A 24770-nucleotide genomic window follows, 5' to 3' on the forward strand; every position below is an offset into this window, starting at 1 on the left:
AAAAAGCGGGCGACGGAAGGGAACTAAAAGACCCAAGTGCTTACAGCTTACGTAACAGCCAACCTAAAAGGTATAGACGTACCATCCTAAATGAATGACGCCGGCCGCCCTCAAAGAAGACCCGCGCACCGGCCGGCGGCGCCGACCAGCGCGGGACCGTCCAGAACGCTCGGCGTGAACGCCACTCCGGTGATATCGCGGGCCGATGAGCGGTGCCGCCACCCGAGCGCCCCTCTCGCCAGGTTTCCCCTTCGCACGTCAAACCGATCACGGTCATTCGGCGTCTTAGTGTTGTGAACCCGTACAGGTTGGTCAGTCTCGGACTCGCGGCGGTCGGAGTGTGCGCGATGGCCGTGACGGTGTCGGCGTCCTCGCCCGACAGGTCGCCGCCCGTGCCGTCCACGTGCCCGCAACGCTGGGACAGCGACGAGATCGGCGGCTGGGTGCCCGCCGCCGTCCGCGTCGACGGCGCGGCGGAGTCGCTCGTCCCCGGGGCGCCGGTGGCGGCTCTCATCTGTGCCTATCCCGGGGACAACACGCGGCCGGGCGGTGAGCGGCTCGCCGGGTCGCGGACGTTGACCGGTCCGGCGGCGGCGATGGCCCGCGACCTCGCCTATCTCCCGGTCGCCGGCCCCGAGGTGGGCCGCGCGTGCACGCTGATGGGCGGACCGATGACCAACTACCTCGTCCGGTTCGCCTACCCCGACGGCCGCGCCCTGTGGGTGGGCAGCGCCGAGGAGGTCAACCGCTGCGTGCGGACCACGAACGGCACGGCGGTCAGCCACGCCTACCTCGGGCCCGCCATCACCACCGCCTACAAGAAGGGCGTCTGGCGGCCGGTACCGCCGGAGGACCCCTGTCAGGGTCCCGGTGGCCGGCGCGGCCAGGACGAGGCAGTCGTTCCCGGACGACCCGGGCGGGTCACCGTGTGCAGGGACGCCGTCTACCGGCGGCCGCCGTACCGGAAGCGGCACGGCAGGGACGTCGCCCGCCCGCTGGCCGCGGCGCTGAACTCCCTGGACACCCGGCCGAGCCGGAACGGGTGCCACGGCATACCCGGCTCCGACGAACGCGACGTGCGTCTCGTCTTCGACTATCCGCAGGGACCGCCCGCCGCGGTGCGCATCTCCCTGAGCTGCGTCCCCGCCATCGACAACGGCCTCCTCCAAGCCGACCTGACCCCGCAGATCCGCGAGGAGGTCCTCCGCCTCGCCCCACGGTGACGTGTCCCGCGCCGTCACGCCGATCGCTCGGATCAGGACGACCTCACACCGCTTTCACCCGGCCGGCGCCCAAGGGGTACGACTGCCGGATCACCGCGACGCCGGGCGAGGTCAGTCCAGGGGCTTCACCCAGCGGCCCCACTGGGGCTGGCGGGCATAGCCGGACGCCGACCAGGCGTGGTGGGCGAGGGTGTTGTCGTCGAGGACCATGGCGTCGGCGCGGAATGCGCCGAATGTCCTGAACCGCGCCTCTGCCGCCGCGATGAGCCGCGAGCCGATGCCCATGCGCCGATGCCCGGGGGCCACGGCGAGCCGGTAGAGATGGGCGCGCCAGCCGTCCCATCCGGCGATGAGGGTGCCGACCATCCGCCCCTCCAGCTCGGCGACGAGCAACGCCTCGGGATCGCGCTCGACGAGCTGGACGACCTTGTCCGGGTCGTCGTGCCGATCGGTTCCCTCGGCGGCCTCGACCCAGAAGCGGAGCACCGCCTCGATGTCGTCCGACTTTCCGGCGCGTATGGTCAGTTCGGAATTCCCCACAGCCGGGAAGCTACCAGCGAGCCGGTCGGCCCCGCTCCTCCGAGAGCTCACGGGCGGCCCCGGACGAACTCCCGTCACGCTAGTCGGTGTGGGGCTCGGCTCGGGTGGCGGCGGTGCGGGCCTGGATGGCCTGGAGTACGTGGTGGGTCGCGCGGATGGAGCCTTCCTGCCAGCCGTTGATGTGGCTCATGTGCTCGCCCGCGAACCAGTACGGCCCGTCCGGCGGCAGGAGCACGGGGTAGACGTCGCGGCGCGCGTCCGGGTCGCCGCCCCACTCGGCCCACGCTCCCCCTTGGAACGGCACGTTGGACCACGCGATGGAGACGGGCCGCCGGACCAGATCGCGGTAGCCGGGGAACAGGTGCTCGCCGTCGGCGATCGCCGCGGCGGCGCGCCGCGCGGGCGTCATCGCCGCGAAGGAGTTCCCGATCTCGGTCGTCCAGATGTAGGAGCCGACAAGGATGCCTTTGCGGTCGTGGATGCCGTGGCTCGGGTACCACATCTGCGTGATGTCCCGGCCGGTCCACGAGATGCCGCCGTAGATGTGATGGTCCTGCTCCCACCACCGTCGTTCCGACTGGAAGGCGATCTTGACGGCGGGGATGTAGAGCCGGCCGCCCGCTTCCACGGCCGCTTTCACCTTGGGCGAGAAGTCGTTGTCGATGGCGCCGACGACCGGCAGGGGAACCGTCACGATCACGTGATCGGCCTCCCACGCCCGCACGCGTCGCGTGACACGGTCGCGCCAGGTGACGCGGGCGCCGGATCCCAGCCGCTGGAGTCTCGTCACCTGCGCGTTGAGCGTGATGAACTGCCGGGTCCGCTGGTAGAAGGCATGCGCGACGGCGTCCATGCCCCCGGTCGGCTCCATGACGGTGGCCTGCTGGTCGTACCGCTCGGCGAAGATGGCGAACCAGGGCAGCCACGTGCCCTTGGAGATCTCGACGAGGTCGAGCGGCTCCAGCAGGCGGCCCGGCGTGGGCCCTCCCGGTGGCTCCGCGTACCCGGAACTCCACGACCCGCGGTACCGGTACCCCTCGTCGAGCGCGCCGAAGTTCCGGAGGAAGTCACGCACCCGGGCGAGGTCTTCCTCCGACATCTCGCCGTCCAGATCCTGCCGGAGGGCGCGCGCCGCGAGTTCCGCGACCGCCCCGCGCGTATCGTTGATCACGCGGCGCGCGCGCTGCGGTCGTCCGCCGAACGCGTCGCCGTCGTGGAAATAGGCGTTGCGGTTGTCGTTGACGAATACCTGCAGAGGAACTCCGAAGTCGCGGCAGTATCCGAGAATCGCCTCATGATGGTGCGGTATCCGCGCGGGCCCGGCGTTGAAGTAGAGGTTCGGATCGCGGTCCCAGTCGACACGCTGGGCCGAATCGTTCTCGACGACGGTGTCGCCGCCGCGGTAGGTCCTGATCCGGCCGCCGACGCGCTCCTGCGCCTCGAAGACCCGCACCTCGTAATGGGCGGCCGAGAGTTCGAGCGCGGCGACCATGCCGGAGATGCCGGCGCCGATCACCGCGACCCTGACGCCTCGCCCGCCACCACGCCGGGCGAGGTCCGGCCGGCCGGCGTAGGCCTCCGGCACGGGCAGCAGCCCCATCGCCGCCATCGTCCCGTACGCGGCTCCCACGCCACCGGCGCGACCGACCATGTTCACGAACGCCCGGCGGGTCAACCGGCCATTCCGCATGTGCCCTCCGATACAGGGGGTGAGCAAGTCGGGTCTGGTGAGTCTCACCCGATAGCGGAGGATGCTATATGCGAGCCCTTTTGGGGCCTACAAGCTATTTGACCAATATTGACGGCCTATGTAGGCGACGACTTTCCCCGCCCATCGGTCATGCCGCGCCGAGCGCCAGGTCGGCGACCCGGCGGGCCAGCAGGCGGGCCGGGTCGAGGGCCGGGACGGGGACCACGGAGACGTCCAGGGCCAGCACGATCTCCGTGCAGGCCATGACGATCCGCTCGGCGCCCCGGTCCGCGAGGGAATGGGCGACCCGCGCCAGGGCCTCCCTGTGGGACGGCTCGGCGCCGCCGCTCTTGACGGCGGCGATGGCGGCCGTGACCTGCCGCTGGGCGGGCTCGTCCGGCTCGATCACCGTCAGGCCGCGCCGCCGCAGAGCCTCGGCGTACAGGCCCGCGCGCAGGGTGCCGGTGGTGGCCAGCACGCCGGCCGTCCGGACGCCGTCGGCGGCGAGGGCGTCGGCCGTGACCTCGATGATGCTCACCAGCGCCAGCCCGGCCTCGTCGGCCAGGCGGGGGACGAAGGCGTGGGCGGTGTTGCACGGCACGGCGAGCACCTCGCATCCCGCCCGCTTGAGCGCCTCGATGCCGCGCCGCAGGTACGGGGTCGGATCCTCGCCGCGCCCGAGCAGGTTCAGGGAGCGGTCGGGCACTCGGGGGTCGCCCCAGATGACGACGGGAACATGGCCCTGGTCGCAGGTGGCGGCGGTCTCCTCCACGAGCTTGCCGTAGAAGTCGACGGTGGCCGCCGGTCCCATGCCGCCCAGGACGCCGACCAGTCGCGGCCCGCTCACCTGGGCATCGTCACGGTCGGCCGTCAGGGTCATCGCAGGCGTCCTCTCCCTCGCGGCGAACCGGGCGCGGAGCCGGGCGCGAGGATGAACCGGCGACCGCCGCACAAGGATCCAGGTATAAGGTGATCCGGACCTCGAAACGCAGCAAACCGGCATAGAGGGAGCTACTGTGCAGGAATCCGACATCGAGCCTCAGCGGTTGCTGTCGGAGACCGATCTCGAACTCATCGACGCCCTCCAGATCAACCCGCGAGCGAGCTGGACCGAGGTCGGAGCGGCGATCGGCGCGGACCCGGTGACGGCGGCGCGGCGATGGCAGCGCCTGCACGGCCACGGGGAGGCATGGACCACCGTCGCCCTCGGGCCGCGCCAGACCCACGCGATGAGCATGACGTTCCTGGAGATCGACTGCGAGCCGGGCGCCGCGGTCGAGGTCGCCGACGCCCTGGCCGGGGAGGGACACCTCATCACCGTCCAGCACGTCGCCTCCGGTCACGACCTGTTCGCGATCGCCGTCGCCGCCTCACTGCCCGCCCTGGCGCACTACCTGCTCACGGACCTGCCGAAGGTGCCCGGCGTGGCGAAGGTGCGCACCCATGTCGCCACCCGCGTCTTCGAGACCTCGTGCCGGTGGCGGCTGCGTGTGCTCCCGGCCCGGTCCGCCGACGCGCTGGCCAGGCGGCACGCGGCGCCGGTGGGCACCCGGCGGATGGACGAGATCGACAGGCGGCTGTTCAGGGCCCTCGGCACGGACGGCCGCGCCGGCTACTCCAAACTCGCCGGAGCCGTCGGCACGTCCGAGCGCACGGTGCAACGCAGGTTGTCGCGCCTGGTCGCGACCGGCGACATCGATTTCCGGTGCGACCTGGCGCGCGCGCACGCGGGCTGGCACTCGTCGGCGGTGCTGTGGCTCCGGATGCCGGACGGGCTGCTGGAGGAGACGGGCAGAGCGCTGCTCGGCTGGCCGGAGACCCGCACGTGCGCGGCGCTCGCGGGGGCGCGCAACATGCTGCTCACCGTCGGCCTGCACGGGGTGTCCGACCTGCACGCACTGGTCGTGCGTCTCGAGGAGCGGTTCCCGCACGTCAGCGTCGCCGACCGGCAGATCGTGCTGCGGCAGACGAAGCTCTACGGGCGTCTGCTCGACCACTTCGGCCGCTGCACCGGCGTCGTCCCGGTGGACCCATGGAGCCTGCCGGGCCCCTGACGTTCAGCGCGGCGCCGGGATCGCCTCTCCGGCGGCCTCCCAGCACAGGCCCGCGCGCAGCACGTCGGTCTCTCCGCGCCCCACGATCTGCAGGTCCCCGATGGCGAGGGCGGGCAGGCCGAGCGCGGACACGGTGGCGGTGATCCGGCCGACCTCGCCGCGGATCGCGGCCTCGTCGCACCCGACCCGAGGCGCGGGGCCGCCGAGCGTCGGCGCGATCACAAGGTCGACGCCGGACATGTCAGCCATGAACCCGGCCCGTAGCGCGGAAAGCTCGTCCACGGCCCCGCGGTACTCCCGGTGCCCGATCCCGGCGGCGCCGTCCAGCTTCCGCCGCACGCCTTCGCTGTAGGCCGCGGCGTTCCTCGGGTACGTGGCCTCGTGGGTGCGCCGCGCCTGCGCGCCCATGATCGTCCAATACGGAGCGAGGATCTCCCGCGGCAGGGTGATCTCGCGGACCTCGGCGCCCAGGTCCGCGAACCGCCCGGCCTGCGCGCACCCGTCGGCGACGCCGACGACCAGCCCCGACAGCGAGCGCGGCGGCGCGGCGGCCTCCCCGGTGAGCACCCGCCACACGCGCGCGCAGTCGGCGACCGATCCGGCCATCGGCCCGACCACGTCGAACATCGGCGCGAGCGGCGCGACGCCCTCGCCGGGCACGGCCCCGGCCCGGGGGCGCAGCCCCACCACGCCGCAGCAGGCCGCCGGGATCCGCACCGAGCCGCCGGTGTCGGTGCCGAGCCCGAACCGGGCGATTCCCGCCGCGATCGCCGCCGCCGTGCCGCCGCTCGACCCGCCGGAGGTCAGGTGCGCGTGGCGCGGGTTGCCCACGTCCCCCCAGTGCGGGTTCTGGCTGGTGACGCCCCAGGCGAACTCGTGCTGGTTCGCCTTGCCGACCAGCAGCGCCCCGGCGCGCTCCAGCACCTCGACGCACGGCGCGGTGGTGACCGCCTCCTCGCTCCCGTACAGGACCGAGCCGCGGGTCGTGCGCAGGCCGGCGACGTCGATCATGTCCTTGACCACGAACGTCCAGGCCCACAGCTCGGGCGGCGTGGCGGGCGCCGGCCGGTCGCGGCGGGCGAGCCGGTCGACGACCCGCTCGGCGCCGGACTCGATGAGGATGTTGTGCGCACGGTGGAGCCGGATGGCCTCGGCGGACGCGGCGACCGCCGCCTCCCGCTCGGCGGCCGACGCCGCGGACGCGGCCGACGCGGCGGACGCAGGCAACGGGATCGACACGGGGAGGGCCTCCTGACATCCGTCCGGCGGACGGGACGCCTGCCGGTGACACCCGGCGCGACGGGGCGTCACCGGCCGCACACAATCCGGCAAATGCTGACATATCTCCCGATGCCCGTCCAGTCGCCGCCCCTCGCCGATCACACCGTCAGCGCGTCCAGCAGCGACCGCAGGCGGATGGTCTCACGGTCGGGGCGCACGAGGCTGAAGATGCTGCGGCTGGTGTTCAGCCACGGCACGTCGGCGACCACGACGTCCGGGCCGTGCCCGCGCAGCGCGAGGTCGGGGACGAGCGCCGCCCCCATCCCCGCCCCGATCATGTCCATGGTGATCTTGAAGTCGTCGGAGTGGCAGACCACCCGGGGATTCAGGCCCCAGCGGGCGAACACGCCGTCGAAGAAGGAGGCGTCGCCGCTGGCCGGGTGGTGCATGATCCACGGCAGGTCGACGAGCTGCTCGACCCGGTAGGGCTCCAGGTGGCGCCACGCACGCGGCAGGACGACCTTGTAGCGGTCCTCGGCGATCCAGCGCCGGCTCAGCGCCGAGGGCCACGACAGGCCGGAGTTCGCCACCTGGTAGACGATCGCCGCGTCCATCTCGCCGCCGGCGCCGAGGCGGGGAATGAGCTGGGAGCACTCCGCGACGGAGACCCTGACGCCGGCGCGTTCCTCGGGTTCCATCCCCCGCAGGACGTCGGTCAGCACGCCGGCGAAGCTGGGGAAGATGCCGATGTGGATCCGCCGCCCGCTGTTCCTGTGCACGGCCTGGACGGTGGCGACCATGCGCTCCATGTCCATGAGCACGACCTTCGCCTGCCCGGCCAGCACCTCGGCGGCGTTGGTCGGCAGCACGCTGTGGGCGGAGCGCTCGAACAGCTTCACGCCCGTCGCCCGCTCCAGCGCGGCCATCTGCTGGGAGACGGCCGAGGAGGTGTACCCGAGCCGATTGGCCGCGGCGGCGAAAGATCCGAGCTGAACCACCTCCAGCAGTGTGCGTAGGTGTTCTGGCTTCAGCATCAGATTTCCTTGCTCTCAGCGTGGCTAAAAGTCGTGTTTATATCGCTTCATACTTCTTTGCGCCACTCCTACAGTGATGGCCACCGTTCCTACGAGCCCCCCTGAGAGGCACATGAGCATGCGTGTTTACCGCAACGCCGCCATCCGCACCGGACATCGCGGCACCCCGTTGGCCCAGGCCATGGCCGTGGAAGGCGAACGGTTGCTGGCGGTCGGCACGGAGGCCGAGGTGCGTGAGGCCGCCGGCCCGGGGGCGGAGCTGATCGACCTCGAGGGCGCCGCGGTGCTCCCCGGTCTCTACGACGCCCACATCCACACGGCGCAGTACGCCCAGAGCCTGGACGCGGTGGACCTGCGCGACGTGCGCTCCCTGGACGACGCCCTCGCCCGGGTGGCCGCGCACGCGGCCCGGCTGCGGCCGGGCGCCTGGCTGTTCGGCGGCCGGTGGAACAGCAACACCTGGGATCCGCCCGCGCAGCCGGACCGGTACGCGCTGGACTCGGTCTGCCCGGACCTGCCGGTCGCGCTGCCCAGCGTGGACGGCCACACGGTGTGGGCCAACTCCGCGGCCCTGCGGCTGGTCGGCATCGACGCCTCGACCCCGGACCCGGTGGGCGGCGAGATCGTCAGGGACGCGAGCGGGGAACCCACGGGAATCCTGCGCGAGTCGGCCTCCTACCCGCTGCGCGAGCGCATGGTCTCCGCCGACCTGCGCGACCAGCTCCGCGCCGCGCAGGAGGAACTGCTCGCGCTCGGCCTGACCAGCGTGCACGACATCGACGGCGAGGACTGCCGCGCCGCCTACCTGGCGCTGCGGGAGGCCGGCGAGCTGAAGCTGCGCGTGCACAAGGCCATCCCGGCGATCCACCTGGAGGCGGCCATCGCCGAGGGCCGCCGCACCGGGCAGGGCGACGACTGGTTCCGCACCGGACCCGTGAAGATCTTCAGTGACGGCGCGCTGGGCTCGCACACCTGCCACATGAGCGAACCCTTCGCCGGAGAGCAGAGCAACGCGGGCATCGCCGTCACCCCGTACGAGGACCTGGTCGAGCTGTTCGCCAAGGCCGCGGACGCGGGGATCGCGGTGGCCACGCACGCGATCGGCGACCAGGCCAACCACCTGGTCATCGACGCCTACGAGGCCATCGGCCGCAGGGAAGGACTGCGGCACCGCATCGAGCACGCCCAGCACCTGCGGCCCGCCGACCTGGCGCGGATGGCCAGGCTCGGCATCGTCGCCTCGATGCAGCCCGTGCACTGCACCAGCGACATCGACCTCGTCGACTCCCTGCTGGCGGGCCACGACCTGGCCTCCTACGCCTGGCGCGGAATGCTGAACGTCGGCGTCGCGCTGGCCTTCGGCTCCGACGCCCCCGTCGAGCACCCGAACCCCTTCCCCGCGCTGTACGCGGCCGTCACCCGTACCCGCACCGACGGCACGCCGGCGGGTGGCTGGCAACCCGAGGAGCGGCTGAGCATGGGCGAAGCCCTCACCGCGCACACCCTCGGCGCCGCCTACGCCGCGGGCGAGGACGACCACAAGGGGGTCCTCGCGCCCGGCAAGCTCGCCGACTTCGTCGCGGTGGACACCGACCCCTTCGTGGAGTCGCCGGACGCGGTGCTGCGCACCAAGGTCATGACCACCGTCGTCGGCGGCGAAGTCCGCTGGCAGCGAATCTGAAGGAGCCCCCGTTGAACACCCGGATCCTCACCACGCTCGCCGCCGGCGCGCTCCTGGCCGCCACCGCCGCCTGCGGCGGCCAGTCCCTGGACGACGACAACGCCACCGCCGGGACCGGCTCGGCCGCGCCGGCGGAGGTCGTCCTCGACCAGGCTCCCGCCGAGGAGAAGGCGGCCGACGTCATCAACGCCATCACCCCGGACAAGGACCTCGCGGCCAAGGCGGCGCCGAGCCTGAAGTCCGGCGTCCTCAAGGTCGTCTCCTCCATGGGGTACCCGCCGATGGAGCTGTTCGCCAGCGACGGCACGACGGCGATCGGCTTCGACCCGGCCCTGGCCAGGGCCATCGCCAGGAAGCTCGGCGTCAAGGTCACCATCACCGACGAGGAGTTCAACTCCCAGATCCCCGGTGTGCTCACCGGCCGCTACGACTTCGTCATCTCCTCCATGACCGACACCCCCGAGCGCCAGGGCCAGGTCACCTTCGTCGACTACGTGCAGGCCGGCGCGGGAATGCTGGTCAAGTCGGGCAACCCGGCCGGCATCGCCGGGCCGAAGGACCTGTGCGGCAAGACGGTCTCCGTCGTCGACAACGGCTCCTCGATGGAACTGGCCGAGGGCTACGCCGCCGACTGCGAGAAGAGCGGCGGCAAGAGCGTCAACGTGCTGAAGTTCCCCGGTGACCAGGAGGCGCTGCTCCAGGTCACCGGCGGCCGCGCGCAGGCGAGCATCACCGACTTCGTGGTGGCCGCGAGCAAGGCCGCCGACCCCAAGCTCGCGGTCGACGCCGTCCCGCTGGACGGCACCGAGAGCCCGTGGGGAATCGGGATGAAGCCCGACAACAAGGTGCTGATCGACTCCGTGAAGGGCGCGCTCGACTCGCTCATCCAGAGCGGCGAGTACGCCAAGCTGCTCAAGGCCTGGAACCTGGAGAAGCTGGCCGTCCAGTCCGCCGTGGTCAACGGCGGTAAGTGACCGTGCGCACCGAACCGATCACCGGCGCGTCGGGGACGCCCGTCCCCGTCGTACGCACCTGGCACTGGGGCCGCTGGCTGGCCGGGGCCGTCGCGCTGGCGGTCGTGGGCTGGCTGGTCTACCTGCTCGTGGTCAACCCCCACCTGAACTGGGGCAAGGTCGCCGAGTACCTGTTCAACGGCCGCATCCTCGACGGGGTCTGGGTCACCATCGAGATCTCGGTGCTGGCGACCGTGCTCGGGCTGGTGCTCGGCGTGCTGATCGCCATCATGCGGCTGTCGCACAACCCGGTGCTGAGCAAGCTGGCCACGTTCTACATCTGGTTCTTCCGCGGCACGCCGGTGCTCGTGCAGCTCATCTTCTGGTACAACCTCGCCTTCCTGTTCCCGGAACTGGTGCTCAAGATCCCGTTCACCAGCATCGGCCTCAAATGGGACACCAACGAGGTGATGACCGGCTTCACCTCGGCCATGCTGGGGCTCGGGCTGAACCTCGCGGCCTACTTCGCCGAGACCGTGCGCGCCGGCATCCAGGCCGTCGACCACGGCCAGACCGAGGCGGCGTACGCGCTGGGCATGACCCCGGCCAAGAGGATGCGGGTGATCGTGCTGCCGCAGGCGCTGCGCATCATCATCCCGCCGACCGGCAACGAGTTCATCTCCATGCTGAAGACCACCTCGCTGGTCTACGTGGTGGCCGGGCACGACCTGATGACCAACGCCAGCCAGATCTACAAGGCCAACAATCTGATCATGGAGCTGCTGATCGTGGCCAGCCTGTGGTACATGCTCATGACCGCCGTGGCCACCTTCCTGCAGAGCAGGCTGGAACGCCGCTTCGGCGCCGAGGCCGTACGGCTGGTCCGCGGCGGCGGCCTGGCCGCCAGGTTCATGCCGAAGGTGGCCGCGTGAACGCCGTCGTGAGCGCCTCGGGCGTCCGGATGAGCTACGGCGACGTGCAGGTCCTCAACGGCGTGGACTTCACCGTGGCCTCCGGCGAGGTGAGCTGCGTCATCGGCCCCTCCGGGTCGGGCAAGTCCACGTTCCTGCGCTGCATCAACGGCCTGGAGCCGGTGCTCGGCGGCAGCCTGCGGGTGCTCGGCGAGGAGGTCGGCCACGCGCTGCGCGACGGGAAGTACCACCCCTGGACGCCCAAAGAGTTCGCCGCCTTCCGCAGGAACATCGGCATGGTGTTCCAGCGCTTCAACCTGTTCGCCCACCAGAGCGCGGCGGAGAACGTCGCCTGCGGTCCCGTCCACGTCCTCGGCACCCCGGCGGACCGGGCGCGGACGGTGGCCATGGAGCACCTCGACCGGGTGGGCCTGGCCGACCACGCGCACAAGCGGCCCCACCAGCTCTCCGGCGGGCAGCAGCAGCGGGTGGCGATCGCCAGGGCGCTGGCCATGAACCCGGCGCTGATGCTGTTCGACGAGCCGACCTCCGCGCTGGACCCCGAGCTGGTGGACGAGGTCCTGGAGGTCATGAAGGCACTGGCCGCCGACGGGATGACGATGGTCGTGGTGACCCACGAGATCGGCTTCGCCCGGGAGGTCGGCGACCGGCTGACCTTCTTCTCCGACGGCGTGGTCGTCGAACAGGGCCGGCCCCGCGAGCTCCTGGCGGCCCCCCGGCACGAACGCACCAAGGCCTTCCTGTCCAGCGTCGCGTCACGCTCCACGCCGCACGGGTGAACAGGGGCGCCACCTCCGCGTGACCGGAAGGGGACCGGCCACGCGGAGGCGCCCTCACGACGTCAGCGCGGCGACCCGGCGGATCACCTCGCGGCAGAAGTCCCCCACCTTGTCGGGATCGTCGGTGAACTGCGAGGGCTTGATGCAGAACGTCGTGTAGCCCTCGGCCATGCGCGCCGGGATGTGCTCCAGCGCCGGCCCGAGCGGCGCGCACGACGTGCCGTCGGGGAACACCGCCCGGGTGCCGCCGGCGAGTTCCAGCTCGCCGAAGTCGCGTCCGGCCGCCTTCATGCCCTCGGCCAGCGCCTTCATGTCCGCCTCCGGCGGGTAGCCGAGCGGGTTGAAGCCGCTCCCCCACCGCGCCAGCCTGCGCACCAGGTGCTCGCTCGCTCCGGCGCCGCCGAACCACAACACCGGGCCGCTCTCCCGGTACCCCTTCGGCTCGAAGTACACCTCGTCGAAGCGGTAGTACTCTCCGTGATAAGACGCCGGTGAGCCCCGCCACAACAGTTCCCAGATCTCCAGGTGCTCGTCGAGCAGCCGGCCGCGGCGCTCGAACGGCACGCCGAGCGCCGCGTACTCGTCCCTGCTCCAGCTCACGGTGGGCAGCACGATCAGCCGCCCCTCCGACAGCAGGTCGAGCGTGCCGAGTTCGCGGGCCAGCGCGAGCGGGTGCCGCAGCGGCGCGAGCACCGCGGTGGCGGACAGGCGCAGCGTGGAGGTGACCGATGCGATGGCGGCCAGCAGGCTCAGCGAGTACGGCCAGGGCGTGTAGGGGTCCTGGTTGCCGGGCAGCGCGTACTCGCGCGGGTTGGCCATCCGCCCCCGTGCGCCCGCGTCGGGGCCGAGCACGATGTGCTCGCTGATCATGACCGAGTCGAACCCGGCGTCCTCGGCCTCACGCGCCCATCGGACCAGCGTGGTCAGGTCACGGCCGGAGGTCATCGTCCAGTTCTCGGACAGCACGAGTTGCATGCGGGGTTGTTCCATCTTGCCTTCATACCCGAACGATCTTTATCAATCGAGCTCTTGAAACGGGTCGTTTGGAGCCTTACGATCCCCCCACCATTCTCAGAGAGGCTCGCCCATGATTCCGAAGAGGGCACTCGCCGTCCTGCTCGCCGTCTCCCTCGCCGCCACCGGATGCGGCCTGTCCGACGAGCCCACGGACGCCTCCCCCGGCGCCACCGGCGGCACCGGCACGATCAAGGTGGGCGGTGTCAGCTCGCTGAGCGGGGCCGTCACGTTCCCGGACTCCTCCGCCGCCGCCAAGGCGGTATTCGACCGGGTCAACGAGCAGGGCGGCGTCAACGGCCAGAAGATCGAGTACGTCAGCGCCGACGACAAGGGCGACCCCGCCGCGGCCGCCCAGGCCGCCAGGGACGTGGTCACCAACCAGGGCGTGGTGGCGCTGGTCGGCTCGGCCAGCCTGCTCGACTGCGCCGTCAACGCGCCCTTCTACCAGCAGTCGAACATCGTCTCCATCCAGGGCACCGGCGTGGACCCGACCTGCTTCGAGTCGCCGGCGATCTCTCCCGTGAACACCGGGCCCTACCTGAACATGGCCATCAACCTCTACTACGCCTCCGAGGTGCTCAAGCGGGACAAGGTCTGCATGTTCCTGGCGATCCTCGGCAACACCAACGACGCCTACGGCGGGGCCGTCAAGAGCTGGACCGGCCTCACCGGCAAGAAGCTCACGGTCGACGACCGGACCGTCAAGCCGGACTCCGACCCGACGCCGTTCGTGCTGCGGGCCAGGAAGGAGGGCTGCCAGGCCGTCCTGTACAACGGCACCGAGCCGATGGCGATCGCCTGGATGAAGGTCGTCAAGCAGCAGGACATCACCGGCATCGACTGGCTCATGACCACCGCCCCGTACACCGAGGCCGTGGGCAAGGCGCTGGGCGCCGACGGTGACGGCATGTACGCCAACGCCGAGTTCGAGCCGTTCACGGACCCCGACTCGGCCGCGCTCAAGGACTGGCGCACGCTGATGACCGCCAAGAACGTGCCCCTCACCTCCTTCGGCCAGGGCGGCTACCTGGCGGCCACCTACTTCGTGGACGTCCTGAAGAGCATCAAGGGCCCGATCACCCGGCAGTCGGTCGCGGCGGCGTTCAAGGCGCTCCAGCCGATCCAGACGCCGATGACCGGCACCCCGTACGAGTTCGGGCAGGCCGCCAAGCACATGTCCAACCGGGCCGGGAAGATCGTGCAGCTCAAGGGCGGGCAGTGGCAGGTCGTCACGTCCGACTGGGTCAAGTACCCCGGGACGCTCGGCTGATGTTCCAGGGCCTGGTCTCCGGGCTGGCCGCGGGCGGCACGTTCGCCGCCCTCGGCCTCCTGCTCACCGCCATGTACCGGCTGACCGCGACCGTGAACCTGGCCATCGCGGCCACGGGCGTGGCCGGCGTGTACGTGATGGCCGCGCTCGCCGGGGCCGGATGGCCGTACTGGGCCGCGGCCCTGGCGGGGACGGCCGCCGGAGCGCTGGTGTCGGCCGGGTGCGGCCTGGTGATGACGCGGTGGTTCGCCGAGAGCGGGCCGCAGACCCGCACGGCGGTGTCGATCGCGCAGCTCATCGGCATCATCGCGCTCGCCTACATCGCGTTCGGGGACGAACCGCGCGTGCTGCCCAACCCGGCCGCCGGGCGGGTCGCCACCGTCGCCGGCGTGGTGGTCACCCAGGGGGCCGTCGTGCTCATCCTGCTGGCCGTCGTGATCGGCGCGGGCACGTCCCTGCTCCTCACCCGGACGCCGCTCGGGCTGCGCCTTCGGGCCATGGCCGAGCGGCCCGTCACCACCGAACTGCTGGGCATCGGCACCCGCGCGCTCACGATCACCGTGTGGGCGCTGGCGGGGGCGCTGTCGGCGCTGGTGCTGCTGCTGGTGGCGCCGGTGCGGTCCAGCGACATCCTGTCGCTCAGCATGCTCATCGTGCCCTCGTGCGCGGCCGCCCTGGTCGGCGGGCTGCGCCGCCTCGACGGAGCGCTGGCGGGCGGCATCGCGCTCGGGCTGCTGGAGGGCGTGCTCGCGGGGTCGGCGGTGGTGCAGCAGTACCGGGACGTGGTGCCGTTCGTGGCCATCCTGCTCATTCTCGTGTGGAGCCGGCGCCGGGAGGTGTGGGATGCGTCCCGCTGACGAATCGACGACCCCGCGGCCCGCGGCGGCCGGCATCGACCACGGTGACGACCTGGCGCCTCGCGCCGCGCAGGGCGGCGTCCGTGCCTTCGCGGCGCGCGGCGTCGTGCGGTGGAGCGCCGCCGCGGTCGTGCTGGCGGTGCTCGCCTACGCGCTGGCCGCCGGGCTCCCGGTCTACTGGGTCTTCCTCGCCATGTCGGCGGTGATCTCGGGCGTGCTGCTGCAGAGCCTCGGAGTCGTGGCCGGGCAGGCGGGAATGGTCTCGCTGTGCCAGATGGCCTTCGCCGCCATCGGCGCCTGGACCACGGCCCAGCTCAACGTGTGGGGCGTGCCCGGCGGCCTGTACGTGTGGCTGCCCCTCGCGGGCCTGGCCGCCGTGCCGTTCGGCCTGCTGATCGGCCTGCCCGCGCTGCGGCTGCGCGGCGTCCACCTGGCGATCATCACGCTGGGCTTCGCCGCCACCGTGGACATCGTCATGGCCGCCAACTCCTTCCCCGGGGTCAGCCAGGGCATCGTGGTGGGCCGGCCCGCCGGGCTCGGCTCGGACCGGCAGTACTTCCTGTTCTGCTGCGGGGTGTTCGCGCTGGTCGCCGTGGCGCTGGCGCTGGTGCGGCGCACCCGGCTCGGGGCCTCGTGGCGGGCGCTGCGGGAGTCCGAACGGGCCACGGCGGCGGCCGGGACCAGCGTGCCCGGGGCCAAGCTGAGCGCCTTCGCGGTCAGCGCGTTCATCGCGGGCCTCTCGGGCGCGTTGCTCGCCGGGCAGCTCGCGATGGTGGTGTCACGGAACTTCGACCCCGGCCAGTCGCTGGTCGCGTACGCGGTGGCGATCATGGCGGGGGCCCACCTCGCCGAGGGAGCGCTCATCGGAGGGGCGCTGGGGGTGGTGGTGGCCGAACTGCTGCGGCGGTTCGACGTGCCGCAGCAGTGGGCGAACGTGGTGTTCGCGGTCGGCGCGGTGCAGGCGATGACGCAGGGGTCGGGCATGAGCGACGGCCTGCGCGCGGTGCTCCACCGCCGGCGCCGTCCCCGCACCGGCTCCGGCTCGCCGGATTCCGCGGGCTCCGCCGCCCCCGCCGACTCCCCCGCCGCGACACCGTCCCCCTCGGCCGCGCCGTCGCCCTCGTCACCGCCGCCGGCCGCGCCGTCGTCTTCGGAGACGCGCGCGGAGACGGCCGGGTCCGGCAGGGCGGACGCGTTGCGGATCGCCGGGGTGAGCGTGCGGTACGGGCAGGTGGTCGCGGTGAACGACGTCGCGCTCACCGTGCCCGCCGGAGAGGTTCACGGCCTGGTCGGGCCGAACGGCGCGGGAAAGTCGTCCCTCGTGGACGCGATCAGCGGCTTCGTCCCCGCGGGCGGCGGCACGGTGGAGGTCGGCGGCGTGGACGTGTCCGGGCTGGCCGTGCACCGGCGCGCCAGGGCCGGGCTGCGCAGGACGTTCCAGCAGGACCGGGTGCCCGTGGGGCTGACCGTGCGCGAGTACCTGCGCTTCGCCGCCCGCCGCCCCCTCGGCGACGCCGAGCTGGCCGACGGGCTGGCCGGGCTGGCCGCGGTGGCGCCGGGCGACCCGATCGCGGCGCTGGACGTGGGCACGCGGCGGCTGCTCGAGGTGGCGGGCACACTGCTGGCCCGCCCCGCCGTCGCCGTCCTGGACGAACCGGCCGCCGGGCTCGGGCACTCGGAGAGCGAGCGCCTCGGCGCGTGGCTGCGGCAGGTGCCCGCCAGATACGGCACGTCGGTGCTGCTCATCGAGCACGACCTCGACCTGGTCAGGGCGGCGTGCTCGGGCGTGACCGTGCTGGACTTCGGCGAGGTGATCGCCGCGGGGCCACCGGCCGAGGTGTTCGCCGAGCCCCGGGTCCAGCGGGCCTACCTGGGCCAAGAGCCCACGACCTGACCGGAGGAAGACCCTATGGATCTCCAGTTGCGGGACCTCACCGTGGCCAGGGGCGGCCAGCCGGTCGTCAGGGACGTGACGCTGACCGCCGGCGAAGGCCGGGTCACGGTCCTGCTCGGGCCGAACGGCGCGGGCAAGACGACGTTGCTCGAAGCCGTCTCGGGCGTCGTCCCGGCCGTCAAGGGCGAGATCGAGCTGGGCGGCCAGGTGCTCACCAAGTGGCCGCGCACCCGCCGGGCCCGGTACGGGCTGGCGCACGTCGAGCAGGGCCGTGCCGTGTTCGGCACCCTCACCACCCGCGAGAACATCACGCTGGTCGGCGATCCCGCGCGGGCCGTGGAGCTGTTCCCCGAGCTGGAGCGGCGCCTCGACGTGCGGGCGGGGCTGCTGTCCGGCGGCGAGCAGCAGATGCTCGTGCTGGCCAGGGCCATCCTGACCGGCCCCGCCGCGCTGCTGCTCGACGAGATGTCCCTGGGCCTCGCCCCGGGCATCGTGCGCCGCCTGCTCCCGGTGATCAGGCGGCTGGCCGACGAGGGCTGCGCGGTACTACTGGTAGAGCAGTTCGCGCACGCGGCGCTGGCCCTGGCCGACACGGCCTACGTGATGGCACACGGAACCATCACGTACGGCGGCGACCCCGCGCCGCTGCGCGAGTCCGACGCCGCGCTGAAGCGCGCATATCTGGGAGATGATTCGTAACGTGAACAGGGCAGATCTGGTACTGGTCAACGGGCGCGTGGTCACGATGGACCCGGCGCGGCCGCACGCGACGGGCGTGGCGGTGCGCGACGGGAAGATCGTGCACGTCGGCGACGCCGCCGGCTGGACCGGCGCCGAGGTGGTGGACCTGCGCGGCCGCGTCGTGCTGCCGGGCATCAACGACTCGCACCTGCACGCGTGCGGCTACGCCTTGCTCAGCCCCCCGTTGTGCCTGAACGTCGCGGTCGGCTCGATCTCCGAGGCGCGGGAGAAGGTCGCCGAGGCGGTACGGCAGGCCGGGCCGGGCGAGTGGATCCGCGGGACCGGCTGGAACCCCGGCGTCCTGGCCGAGCACCGCATGCCGGGCAAGGCCGATCTGGACGACGTGGCGCCGCACCACCCCGTGGTGCTGCAGGACTTCTCCGGCCACACCACCTGGGTGAACTCCAAGGCGCTGGAACTGGCCGGGCTGGACGGCGACGGGTTGCTGCACCACGGCGAGCAGGGGCTGGTGCAGGGCTTGGTGCCGCCGCCCGCGGGCGGCCTGGCGCAGGTGCTCCGCGGCGTGCTGGCCGAGCTGAACGCCTACGGCATCACCAGCTTCACCGAGCCGGGGCTCGGGCCCGGCGGCGGGTCGACGTTCGCGGGCGGGATGGGCGCCGGGGTGCTCTCGGCGTACGCGGAACTGGCGCGGGCGGGCGAGCTGACCGCGCGGGTGAGCGTGCTCGGCCTGCCCAGCCCCATGTCCGGCGCGTCCGTGGCCGACACCCAGGCGTACCTCGCCGACCTGCCCAAGGACCTGGACGGAGTGGACGAACGGGTCCTGCGCCTGCTCGGCGTGAAGGTGTTCGCCGACGGCATCCCGCCGACGGAGACCGCGTGGATGCGCGAGGCGTACCCCTCGGGCGGGCACGGCTCGCTGTGCACGCACGGCGCGACGGAAACCGAGCAGGTGGCCGAGCTGGACGAGATCCTGCGCCTGGTGCACGTGGCCGGGCTCCAGGCGGGCGTGCACGTGGTGGGCAGCCGGGGCATCGACGCCGTGGTCGACGCGCTGGCGACGATCGCCCGCGAACATCCGAGGCCGGACGCCAGGCACTACGTGATCCACGGCCAGTTCGCCTCCAAGTCCGCCCTGGCCACGCTCGGCGAGCTGGGCTACGGGATCAACCTGCAGCCGGTGCTGCAGGCCATGGAGTCCGGCACGACGCGGGACATGTTCGGGGCCGAGGCGGCCGAGCGGGAATGGCCGGCCAGGTCGGCCATCGACGCGGGCGTGCTGACCGCGTGCAGCTCCGACGCCCCGGTGACCGGCCCGGACTGGCGGGCGGGCGTGGCCGCGCTAGTGGCGCGGGACGGCGAGGGGATCACGCTGGAGGAGGCGCTGGCCACGTACACGGTCGCCGCGGCCCGGCAGGACTTCGCCGAGACGTGGAAGGGCACGATCAGCGAGGGCAAGGTGGCCGACCTGTGCGTGAGCGGCGCGACGGACGCCGCGGACGTCGTCGCGGCGCCGGTCGAGCTGACCGTGTTCGACGGCCGGATCGTGTGGTCCCGTCCTTGAACCGCGATCGTTCACTGCCGGCTCACCCTTCCGCGTCATGACGGGACACCACACGTTGCGCCAGACCGAGGAGGCGATCGGCCAGCGGCTGGGCGGCCTGAACGTCGATTCCGAGGCCATGTGGGCGGTGTCGAACATCTACCGCGCCTCCTCGGCGATCCGCAACCACCTGGAGCAGACCGTGCTGCGGGACACCGGCCTGACCTGGACCGGATTCGTGGTGATGTGGGTGGTGTGGATCTGGGGCGAGAGCGAGCCCCGCCACGTCGCGGCCGAGGCGGGCATCTCCAAGGGCACGCTCACGGGCGTGGTCAAGACGCTGGAGTCCTACCGGCACCTGCGGCGTTCCCCCCATCCCACGGACGGCCGGCGCGTGACGCTGGCGCTCACCGCGACCGGGGAGCGGCTGATGCGGGAGCTGTTCCCGCAGTTCAACCGGCAGGAGGCGTTCGTGGTGAAGGAACTCGACAGTGAACGCCGCCGTGACCTCGCCACCTCGCTCAAGCGAATCGTGGAACACCTGGAGAACGGCTGACCGGTTGCTCGGGATCCGTCCCTGTCGCCGGAACGCGTGAAGAAGGCCCCTGCTGACATACGACGCAGGGGCCTGGGAGTCGACGCGGGAATCGAGCCCCGGGCCGCGCTTCACAAGCCGGCCGAAAATCGGCTCCCCGTCACTCAACGCCCTTCACGTCTGCTTGGAACGTTTAAATCCGCGACCGTCTTCCACCACCCATTGACGTCCATGAACGCGGTCAATACCGCACCGGTGAGATCTACGGAATCGGACTCCATCCACCCAGAAAGTCACCGCGCCGCCCCAGGATATTCATTCCCCGGATTCGCCGGCGACGGCCAGGTCTGCCGTGACCGGCCGCTCGGCCGCCCCGCGCCCAACCCCCCGCTCACCAGCGGATTCTCCTCGTCCGGCCCACAGAACGCCCCATTCAGGCCGATCCGGGTATCGCCCGGACCAAAGACCGCAATTCGCCGCATACCACGGATTTACGCTGCCGATGATCTTCCCGTAAGGGCGATTCGCCGTTCCCATCTGGACTTAAGTAGGGACAACCGCCGTTTTTTATTGAAAAAACATCTCAGTGAACAGTCTATACGATTCTTACACGGGGATGGCCGCCGTTCTGGCGGGAACAAACATCTCAGTGAACACTTTGTGCGGTTATTGGGTTAACGAGAAATGACACGTACGAACTGTGCGTGACTCATTTACATCGACGGACTTTCCTCATCGGCGGGTTGGCCGGCGCCGGCGCGGTCGCCCTCAACGCGGGGCCCGCCCTGGCCCTGGCCTACCCCTTCACCCTGGGCGTCGCCTCCGGTGACCCCGCCTCGGACGGCTTCGTCATATGGACGCGCCTGGCCCCGAGCCCGCTCAACGCCAACGGCCTCGGCGGCATGTCCAGCTCCCCCGTCACCGTCGAGTGGCAGGTGTCCAACGACCAGTACTTCACCCAACTGGCCCGCACCGGTTCCGTCACCGCGGTGCAGGCCTCCGCGCACAGCGTCCACGTCGAGGTGAACGGGCTGCAGCCGGGCCGCGAGTACTGGTACCGGTTCCGCGCGGAGGGCCACATCTCGCAGGCCGGGCGCGCCAGGACCGCGCCCGCGGTGGGGACCTCCCCGGCGATGACCATGCTGTTCGCGTCGTGCTCGCACTACGAGGCGGGCTACTTCACCGCCTACCGCAGGATGGCCGAGGAGAACCCGGACCTCATCCTGCACCTGGGCGACTACATCTACGAGGGCGGCGCCGGCGCCGACGCGGTGCGGACCCACTCGCCGTCGACCGAGATCACCACCCTCGCGAACTACCGCGTGCGGCACGCGCTGTACAAACGCGACACCGACCTGCAGGCCGCGCACGCGGCCGCGCCGTGGCTCGTGGTGTGGGACGACCACGAGGTGGAGAACAACTACGCCAACCTGGTCCGCGCCGACAGCTCCCCCGCCGGTGACTTCCGGGCCCGGCGCGCCGCGGCGTACCAGGCGTACTACGAGCACATGCCGCTCCGCGCCGCACAGGCGCCCGTCGCCGAGAACCTGCGGCTCTACCGCCGGATACGGTGGGGCGGCCTGGCCACCTTCCACATGCTCGACACCCGCCAGTACCGCGACGACCAGGCGTGCGGTGACGGTACGAAGCTCTGCCCCGCCGCCGACGACCCGGCCCGCACGATCACCGGCGCGGCCCAGGAGGCATGGCTGCTGGACGGCATGGGCCAGCACCTGGGCACCTGGGACCTGATCGGGCAGCAGGTGTTCTTCGCGCAGCGGCTCGCGGCCGCCGACGGTTCCAAGAGCATGGACGCCTGGGACGGCTACACCGCCAACCGCGGCAGGATCCAGCAGGGCTGGGAGGCGCGGGGCAACACGAGCACGGTCGTGCTCACCGGCGACGTGCACCGCCACTGGGCCAGCAACCTGATGGCCGACTACACCACGCAGAACCGGATCATCGGCACCGAGCTGGTCACCACGTCGATCACCTCCACCGGCGACGGCAACGCGGCGGACAACGGCCTGTCCAGCCTGAACCCCCACGTGAAGTTCTACAAGAACCTCCGCGGCTACGTGCGCACCGTCACCACGCCGACCCAGATGACCGTGGACTTCCGCGCCCTGGACAGGGTGACCGTCCGCGACTACCCGATCAAGACAGTCCAGAGTTACGTGATCCAGGCCGGCAGCCCCGGGTTGCGGACGCCGTGAACGGGAGAACCATGCGCCGCCTCATGACGATCATCGCGCTGACCCTCGCGGGCGCCCTCGCCCTCACCGGCATGGCGCACGCCGACGGCGCCATCACCTGGACCGTGGCCAACAGCGCGTCCACCGGCGACCAGGACGACGCCGCGGTCGCGGCCGTCCGCACCGGCTACACCGCCGTCGTCTGGGAGGACGACCGCGACACCACCAACCCCGACGATCCCCTGCACAGCGAGATCTTCGTGCGGCTGTACCAGGACGGGGTGTCGCTGTTCGAGAAGAAGCTGTCGGCGGGCGGCACCGGGAACTGGCGGCACGTGCAGCCCGACGTGGCGCTGCACGAGGACGGCACGCTCGTCGTGGTCTGGGCCGACGACGGCGACGGCAACGGCTACTTCCAGATCGCCGTCCGCGCCCTGAACACCGCGGGCACCGTCACCGGGTCCGCCACGGCCAACGCCGACTCGGCCGGCCAGCAGATCGCCCCGGCGGTCGCGGCCGACCCCGACGGCCCCGGATTCGCGGTCGCGTTCGAGGACAAGCAGGGCACGTCCGCGCCGACCGTGCGGCTCTCGGGCTTCGCCTCGATCACCTCGAAGACCTACGAGGCGCAGGTGCACGCCACCGGCGGCACCCACCAGCGCCCGGACGTCGCCATGGGCGCCGCCCAGAACGCGATCGTGGTCTGGGACGAGGACGGCGACGCCAACGGCGCGTTCAACGTGGCGCGCAAGATCTTCACCCCCGCCGGTGGCGTCAAGCTGGCCCAGGCCGTGGCCAACGTGACCACCGCCGGCCAGCAGCGGCACCCGTCCGTGGCGGCGAACTTCAACGGCGACTTCGTCGTCGGCTGGGAAACCGACCACACCGGCGCCCCGCAGATCGGCGTCCGGTCGTTCACCGCCACCGGCGCCGCCGGCTCCACCGTGGACACCTTCGTGCCGGGCGCCGACCCGCAGGTCGGCATCGACGACCAGCGTGCCGCGGTCGTGAACTGGACCGAGGCCTCCGACATCTACGTCCAGGGCCTCAACCCCGACGGCTCCGCCACCGGCCGCCAACCCCGCCTGCGCGCCAACACCACCACCACGGGCCGCCAGGACGAACCCGCCCTGGCCGTCGACCCGTGGGGCCTGATCACCCTGATCTACACCGATGACAACGACGGCAACGGCTTCGACCAGGTCTACCTCGGCACCGGCCTGGTCAACAGCACCTGGGAAGACTTGCGCTGACCCTGTCCCGCCACGGAGGCCCCTTGCCATGACGGCAAGGGGCCTTCGTGTGCCGGGCCAGAGCGGCCGGTCTTCAATTACCCTCAATTCCCGCCTGGGAAATGGATAATTCCTCCCGGCCGGGCGCTCCCGTAGAACGGAACGATCAAAAATTGGAATCGGAGGACCGAAAACGAAGGGTGAGACCTATGTCACTCACCCGCGAATATCATTCGACACCCCCAGGTCGACTAATGCATTTGACTCTGTGTAAATAACCGGTCACGCCGTCGTCCCTTGAATCGTTTGATCACATCGTGCTAGCAATGGAAGCCGCGCCAATGCGCGTCCCGCTCCGGCACCGGCACCGCGAGCTCGATTCGACTAATTCGTCCGGCTCACCGCGCAGATTCCGATTCGACTCCTGTTCACCTTCGCCATGGCGTCGTGTTCCAGCCCAGTCGTCAAGGAGCGTTATGCACGTCTATCTGCAGGACAATGATCTCCACGAGGCACTTCGCAGGGATGTCGCGCTCGGGCTGACCTCCGAGCCCAAGACCCTGCCGCCCAAATGGTTCTACGACGAGCGCGGCAGCGAGTTGTTCGACGAGATCACCCGGCTTGACGAGTACTACCCGACCCGGTGCGAGCGCGAGATCCTCATCGAGCGGGCCGACAACATCGCCCGGGTGACCCAGGCGCGGACGCTGGTCGAGCTCGGTGCGGGCTCCTGCGAGAAGACCCGGCTCCTGCTCGGCGCCCTGCGACTGGAGCGCTACGTTCCCGTGGACGTGAGCGGCGACTATCTGGGCGAGGCCGCGGCGACGATCGCCGCGGAGCACCCGGAGGTGGCCGTTCACCCGGTCGTCGCCGACTACGAACGTCACCTGGAGTTGTTACCCCGCGGCCCGCGCAAGGTCGTCGCGTTCCTCGGCAGCACGATCGGCAACATGTTCCCGTCCGAGCGGCACCGGTTCCTGGCCGACGTCAGGAAGATCCTGGACTCGGGTGACTTCCTGCTGCTCGGCGCCGACCTCGTCAAGGACCAGGACCGGCTCGTGCGTGCCTACGACGACGCGCTGGGCGTGACGGCCGAGTTCAACCGCAACGTGCTCCGGGTCATCAACCAGCGGCTCGACGCCGACTTCGTGCCCGAGGCGTTCGCGCACGTGGCTCTCTGGGACCCGGCCAACGAGTGGATCGAGATGCGTCTGCGCTCGCTGGCCAAGCAGGACGTGCGCATCGACCGCCTGGGCATCACGGTTCATTTCACCGACGGCGAGGAGGTTCGTACGGAGATCTCCACCAAGTTCCGCAGGACATGCCTGGAGGAGGGACTGGCCACGGCGGGCTTCACGCTCCGCGAGTTCTGGACCGACCCGCGCAGTGACTTCTCCCTCGTCCTGGCGCAGCCCAACTGA

General features: G+C 71.3%; 21 protein-coding genes. 15 read left to right on the top strand and 6 right to left on the bottom strand.

The genetic code is table 11. The features are described 5' to 3' along the window. The first annotated feature begins 347 nt into the window (after positions 1 to 347). The gene (locus BJ981_RS03555) at positions 348 to 1223 is read left to right on the top strand and encodes a hypothetical protein (protein ID WP_184608292.1); all 876 of its coding nucleotides are present in this window, start codon (positions 348 to 350) and stop codon (positions 1221 to 1223) included. Between the two features lie 111 nt (positions 1224 to 1334). Here the strand turns inward: BJ981_RS03555 and BJ981_RS03560 are convergent, their stop codons facing one another. The 3 genes from BJ981_RS03560 to cuyB form a co-directional block, all read right to left on the bottom strand. Then, positions 1335 to 1763 (bottom strand): GNAT family N-acetyltransferase, encoded by a 429-nt coding sequence (locus tag BJ981_RS03560; protein ID WP_204070730.1) that lies wholly within the window; start codon positions 1761 to 1763, stop codon positions 1335 to 1337. A 79-nt stretch (positions 1764 to 1842) separates the two neighbouring features. After that, positions 1843 to 3363, bottom strand: a complete 1521-nt coding sequence (locus BJ981_RS03565; protein ID WP_184608293.1) for a flavin monoamine oxidase family protein — start codon at positions 3361 to 3363, stop codon at positions 1843 to 1845. A 238-nt stretch (positions 3364 to 3601) separates the two neighbouring features. Then, entirely contained in the window at positions 3602 to 4333 is a 732-nt protein-coding gene (gene cuyB, locus BJ981_RS03570; RefSeq protein ID WP_184608294.1) for a cysteate racemase, read from the bottom strand. A 136-nt stretch (positions 4334 to 4469) separates the two neighbouring features. On the opposite strand from cuyB, the gene BJ981_RS03575 reads away from it, so the two are divergent. Further along, positions 4470 to 5507, top strand: coding sequence for an Lrp/AsnC family transcriptional regulator (locus BJ981_RS03575; RefSeq protein ID WP_184608295.1), 1038 nt, complete (start codon positions 4470 to 4472; stop codon positions 5505 to 5507). Between the two features lie 3 nt (positions 5508 to 5510). Here BJ981_RS03575 and BJ981_RS03580 read toward each other — a convergent pair whose 3' ends face one another. Next, entirely contained in the window at positions 5511 to 6746 is a 1236-nt protein-coding gene (locus BJ981_RS03580) for an amidase (protein WP_184608296.1), read from the bottom strand. Between the two features lie 140 nt (positions 6747 to 6886). Then, positions 6887 to 7762: a LysR family transcriptional regulator gene (locus BJ981_RS03585; protein WP_184608297.1), complete on the bottom strand. Its 876-nt coding sequence runs from the start codon at positions 7760 to 7762 to the stop codon at positions 6887 to 6889. Between the two features lie 112 nt (positions 7763 to 7874). On the opposite strand from BJ981_RS03585, the gene BJ981_RS03590 reads away from it, so the two are divergent. Genes BJ981_RS03590 through BJ981_RS03605 form a run of 4 tightly spaced genes read left to right on the top strand, consistent with a single transcriptional unit; the run spans position 7875 to position 12107 of the window. Continuing rightward, positions 7875 to 9443 (top strand): amidohydrolase, encoded by a 1569-nt coding sequence (locus BJ981_RS03590; protein ID WP_184608298.1) that lies wholly within the window; start codon positions 7875 to 7877, stop codon positions 9441 to 9443. Between the two features lie 11 nt (positions 9444 to 9454). Beyond that, complete coding sequence (locus tag BJ981_RS03595) at positions 9455 to 10417, top strand: ABC transporter substrate-binding protein (RefSeq protein ID WP_184608299.1); 963 nt, start codon at positions 9455 to 9457, stop codon at positions 10415 to 10417. Positions 10418 to 10419: 2 nt separating this feature from the next. Next, positions 10420 to 11328, top strand: coding sequence for an amino acid ABC transporter permease (locus BJ981_RS03600; RefSeq protein ID WP_311745315.1), 909 nt, complete (start codon positions 10420 to 10422; stop codon positions 11326 to 11328). Between the two features lie 29 nt (positions 11329 to 11357). Beyond that, complete coding sequence (locus tag BJ981_RS03605; RefSeq protein ID WP_184615573.1) at positions 11358 to 12107, top strand: amino acid ABC transporter ATP-binding protein; 750 nt, start codon at positions 11358 to 11360, stop codon at positions 12105 to 12107. A gap of 54 nt (positions 12108 to 12161) precedes the next feature. Here the strand turns inward: BJ981_RS03605 and BJ981_RS03610 are convergent, their stop codons facing one another. Continuing rightward, positions 12162 to 13097: a TIGR03619 family F420-dependent LLM class oxidoreductase gene (locus tag BJ981_RS03610; RefSeq protein ID WP_204070729.1), complete on the bottom strand. Its 936-nt coding sequence runs from the start codon at positions 13095 to 13097 to the stop codon at positions 12162 to 12164. Positions 13098 to 13194: 97 nt separating this feature from the next. Here BJ981_RS03610 and BJ981_RS03615 point away from each other — a divergent pair, with 97 nt between their 5' ends. The 9 genes from BJ981_RS03615 (at position 13195) to egtD (ending at position 24770) form a co-directional block, all read left to right on the top strand. Beyond that, positions 13195 to 14394 carry an ABC transporter substrate-binding protein gene (locus BJ981_RS03615; RefSeq protein ID WP_184608301.1) on the top strand — a complete coding sequence of 400 codons (1200 nt, stop codon included), beginning with the start codon at positions 13195 to 13197 and terminating at the stop codon, positions 14392 to 14394. Continuing rightward, positions 14394 to 15251 (top strand): branched-chain amino acid ABC transporter permease, encoded by an 858-nt coding sequence (locus BJ981_RS03620; protein WP_184608302.1) that lies wholly within the window; start codon positions 14394 to 14396, stop codon positions 15249 to 15251. Before BJ981_RS03615 ends, BJ981_RS03620 begins: the two co-directional genes overlap by 1 nt. Continuing rightward, positions 15238 to 17145, top strand: coding sequence for a branched-chain amino acid ABC transporter ATP-binding protein/permease (locus tag BJ981_RS03625; RefSeq protein WP_184608303.1), 1908 nt, complete (start codon positions 15238 to 15240; stop codon positions 17143 to 17145). The genes BJ981_RS03620 and BJ981_RS03625 overlap by 14 nt, the downstream gene beginning before the upstream one ends. A 15-nt stretch (positions 17146 to 17160) precedes the next feature. Next, positions 17161 to 17844 carry an ABC transporter ATP-binding protein gene (locus BJ981_RS03630; RefSeq protein WP_184608304.1) on the top strand — a complete coding sequence of 228 codons (684 nt, stop codon included), beginning with the start codon at positions 17161 to 17163 and terminating at the stop codon, positions 17842 to 17844. A gap of 1 nt (position 17845) precedes the next feature. Beyond that, positions 17846 to 19408, top strand: coding sequence for an amidohydrolase (locus tag BJ981_RS03635; RefSeq protein ID WP_239139752.1), 1563 nt, complete (start codon positions 17846 to 17848; stop codon positions 19406 to 19408). A 37-nt stretch (positions 19409 to 19445) separates the two neighbouring features. Next, positions 19446 to 19943: a MarR family winged helix-turn-helix transcriptional regulator gene (locus BJ981_RS03640; RefSeq protein WP_184608306.1), complete on the top strand. Its 498-nt coding sequence runs from the start codon at positions 19446 to 19448 to the stop codon at positions 19941 to 19943. A 722-nt stretch (positions 19944 to 20665) separates the two neighbouring features. Continuing rightward, positions 20666 to 22138, top strand: coding sequence for an alkaline phosphatase D family protein (locus BJ981_RS03645; RefSeq protein ID WP_239139751.1), 1473 nt, complete (start codon positions 20666 to 20668; stop codon positions 22136 to 22138). Positions 22139 to 22149: 11 nt separating this feature from the next. Further along, a complete protein-coding gene (locus BJ981_RS03650; RefSeq protein ID WP_184608308.1) occupies positions 22150 to 23370 on the top strand; it encodes a hypothetical protein in 1221 nt (406 codons plus the stop codon). 455 nt (positions 23371 to 23825) lie between these two features. Next, positions 23826 to 24770, top strand: coding sequence for an L-histidine N(alpha)-methyltransferase (gene egtD, locus BJ981_RS03655; protein ID WP_184608309.1), 945 nt, complete (start codon positions 23826 to 23828; stop codon positions 24768 to 24770).

The sequence above is a fragment of the Sphaerisporangium krabiense genome (genome assembly GCF_014200435.1).
GTDB classification, from domain to species: domain Bacteria; phylum Actinomycetota; class Actinomycetes; order Streptosporangiales; family Streptosporangiaceae; genus Sphaerisporangium; species Sphaerisporangium krabiense.

Coding starts and splice junctions, on each gene's coding strand:
- BJ981_RS03615 (WP_184608301.1), top strand. CDS start 13,195: ATGATTCCGAAGAGGGCACTCGCCGTCCTGCTCGCCGTCTCCCTCGCC.
- BJ981_RS03610 (WP_204070729.1), bottom strand. CDS start 13,097: ATGGAACAACCCCGCATGCAACTCGTGCTGTCCGAGAACTGGACGATG.
- BJ981_RS03630 (WP_184608304.1), top strand. CDS start 17,161: ATGGATCTCCAGTTGCGGGACCTCACCGTGGCCAGGGGCGGCCAGCCG.
- BJ981_RS03605 (WP_184615573.1), top strand. CDS start 11,358: ATGAGCTACGGCGACGTGCAGGTCCTCAACGGCGTGGACTTCACCGTG.
- egtD (WP_184608309.1), top strand. CDS start 23,826: ATGCACGTCTATCTGCAGGACAATGATCTCCACGAGGCACTTCGCAGG.
- BJ981_RS03650 (WP_184608308.1), top strand. CDS start 22,150: ATGCGCCGCCTCATGACGATCATCGCGCTGACCCTCGCGGGCGCCCTC.
- BJ981_RS03565 (WP_184608293.1), bottom strand. CDS start 3,363: ATGGGGCTGCTGCCCGTGCCGGAGGCCTACGCCGGCCGGCCGGACCTC.
- BJ981_RS03585 (WP_184608297.1), bottom strand. CDS start 7,762: ATGCTGAAGCCAGAACACCTACGCACACTGCTGGAGGTGGTTCAGCTC.
- cuyB (WP_184608294.1), bottom strand. CDS start 4,333: ATGACCCTGACGGCCGACCGTGACGATGCCCAGGTGAGCGGGCCGCGA.
- BJ981_RS03590 (WP_184608298.1), top strand. CDS start 7,875: ATGAGCATGCGTGTTTACCGCAACGCCGCCATCCGCACCGGACATCGC.
- BJ981_RS03625 (WP_184608303.1), top strand. CDS start 15,238: ATGCGTCCCGCTGACGAATCGACGACCCCGCGGCCCGCGGCGGCCGGC.
- BJ981_RS03620 (WP_184608302.1), top strand. CDS start 14,394: ATGTTCCAGGGCCTGGTCTCCGGGCTGGCCGCGGGCGGCACGTTCGCC.
- BJ981_RS03555 (WP_184608292.1), top strand. CDS start 348: ATGGCCGTGACGGTGTCGGCGTCCTCGCCCGACAGGTCGCCGCCCGTG.
- BJ981_RS03640 (WP_184608306.1), top strand. CDS start 19,446: ATGACGGGACACCACACGTTGCGCCAGACCGAGGAGGCGATCGGCCAG.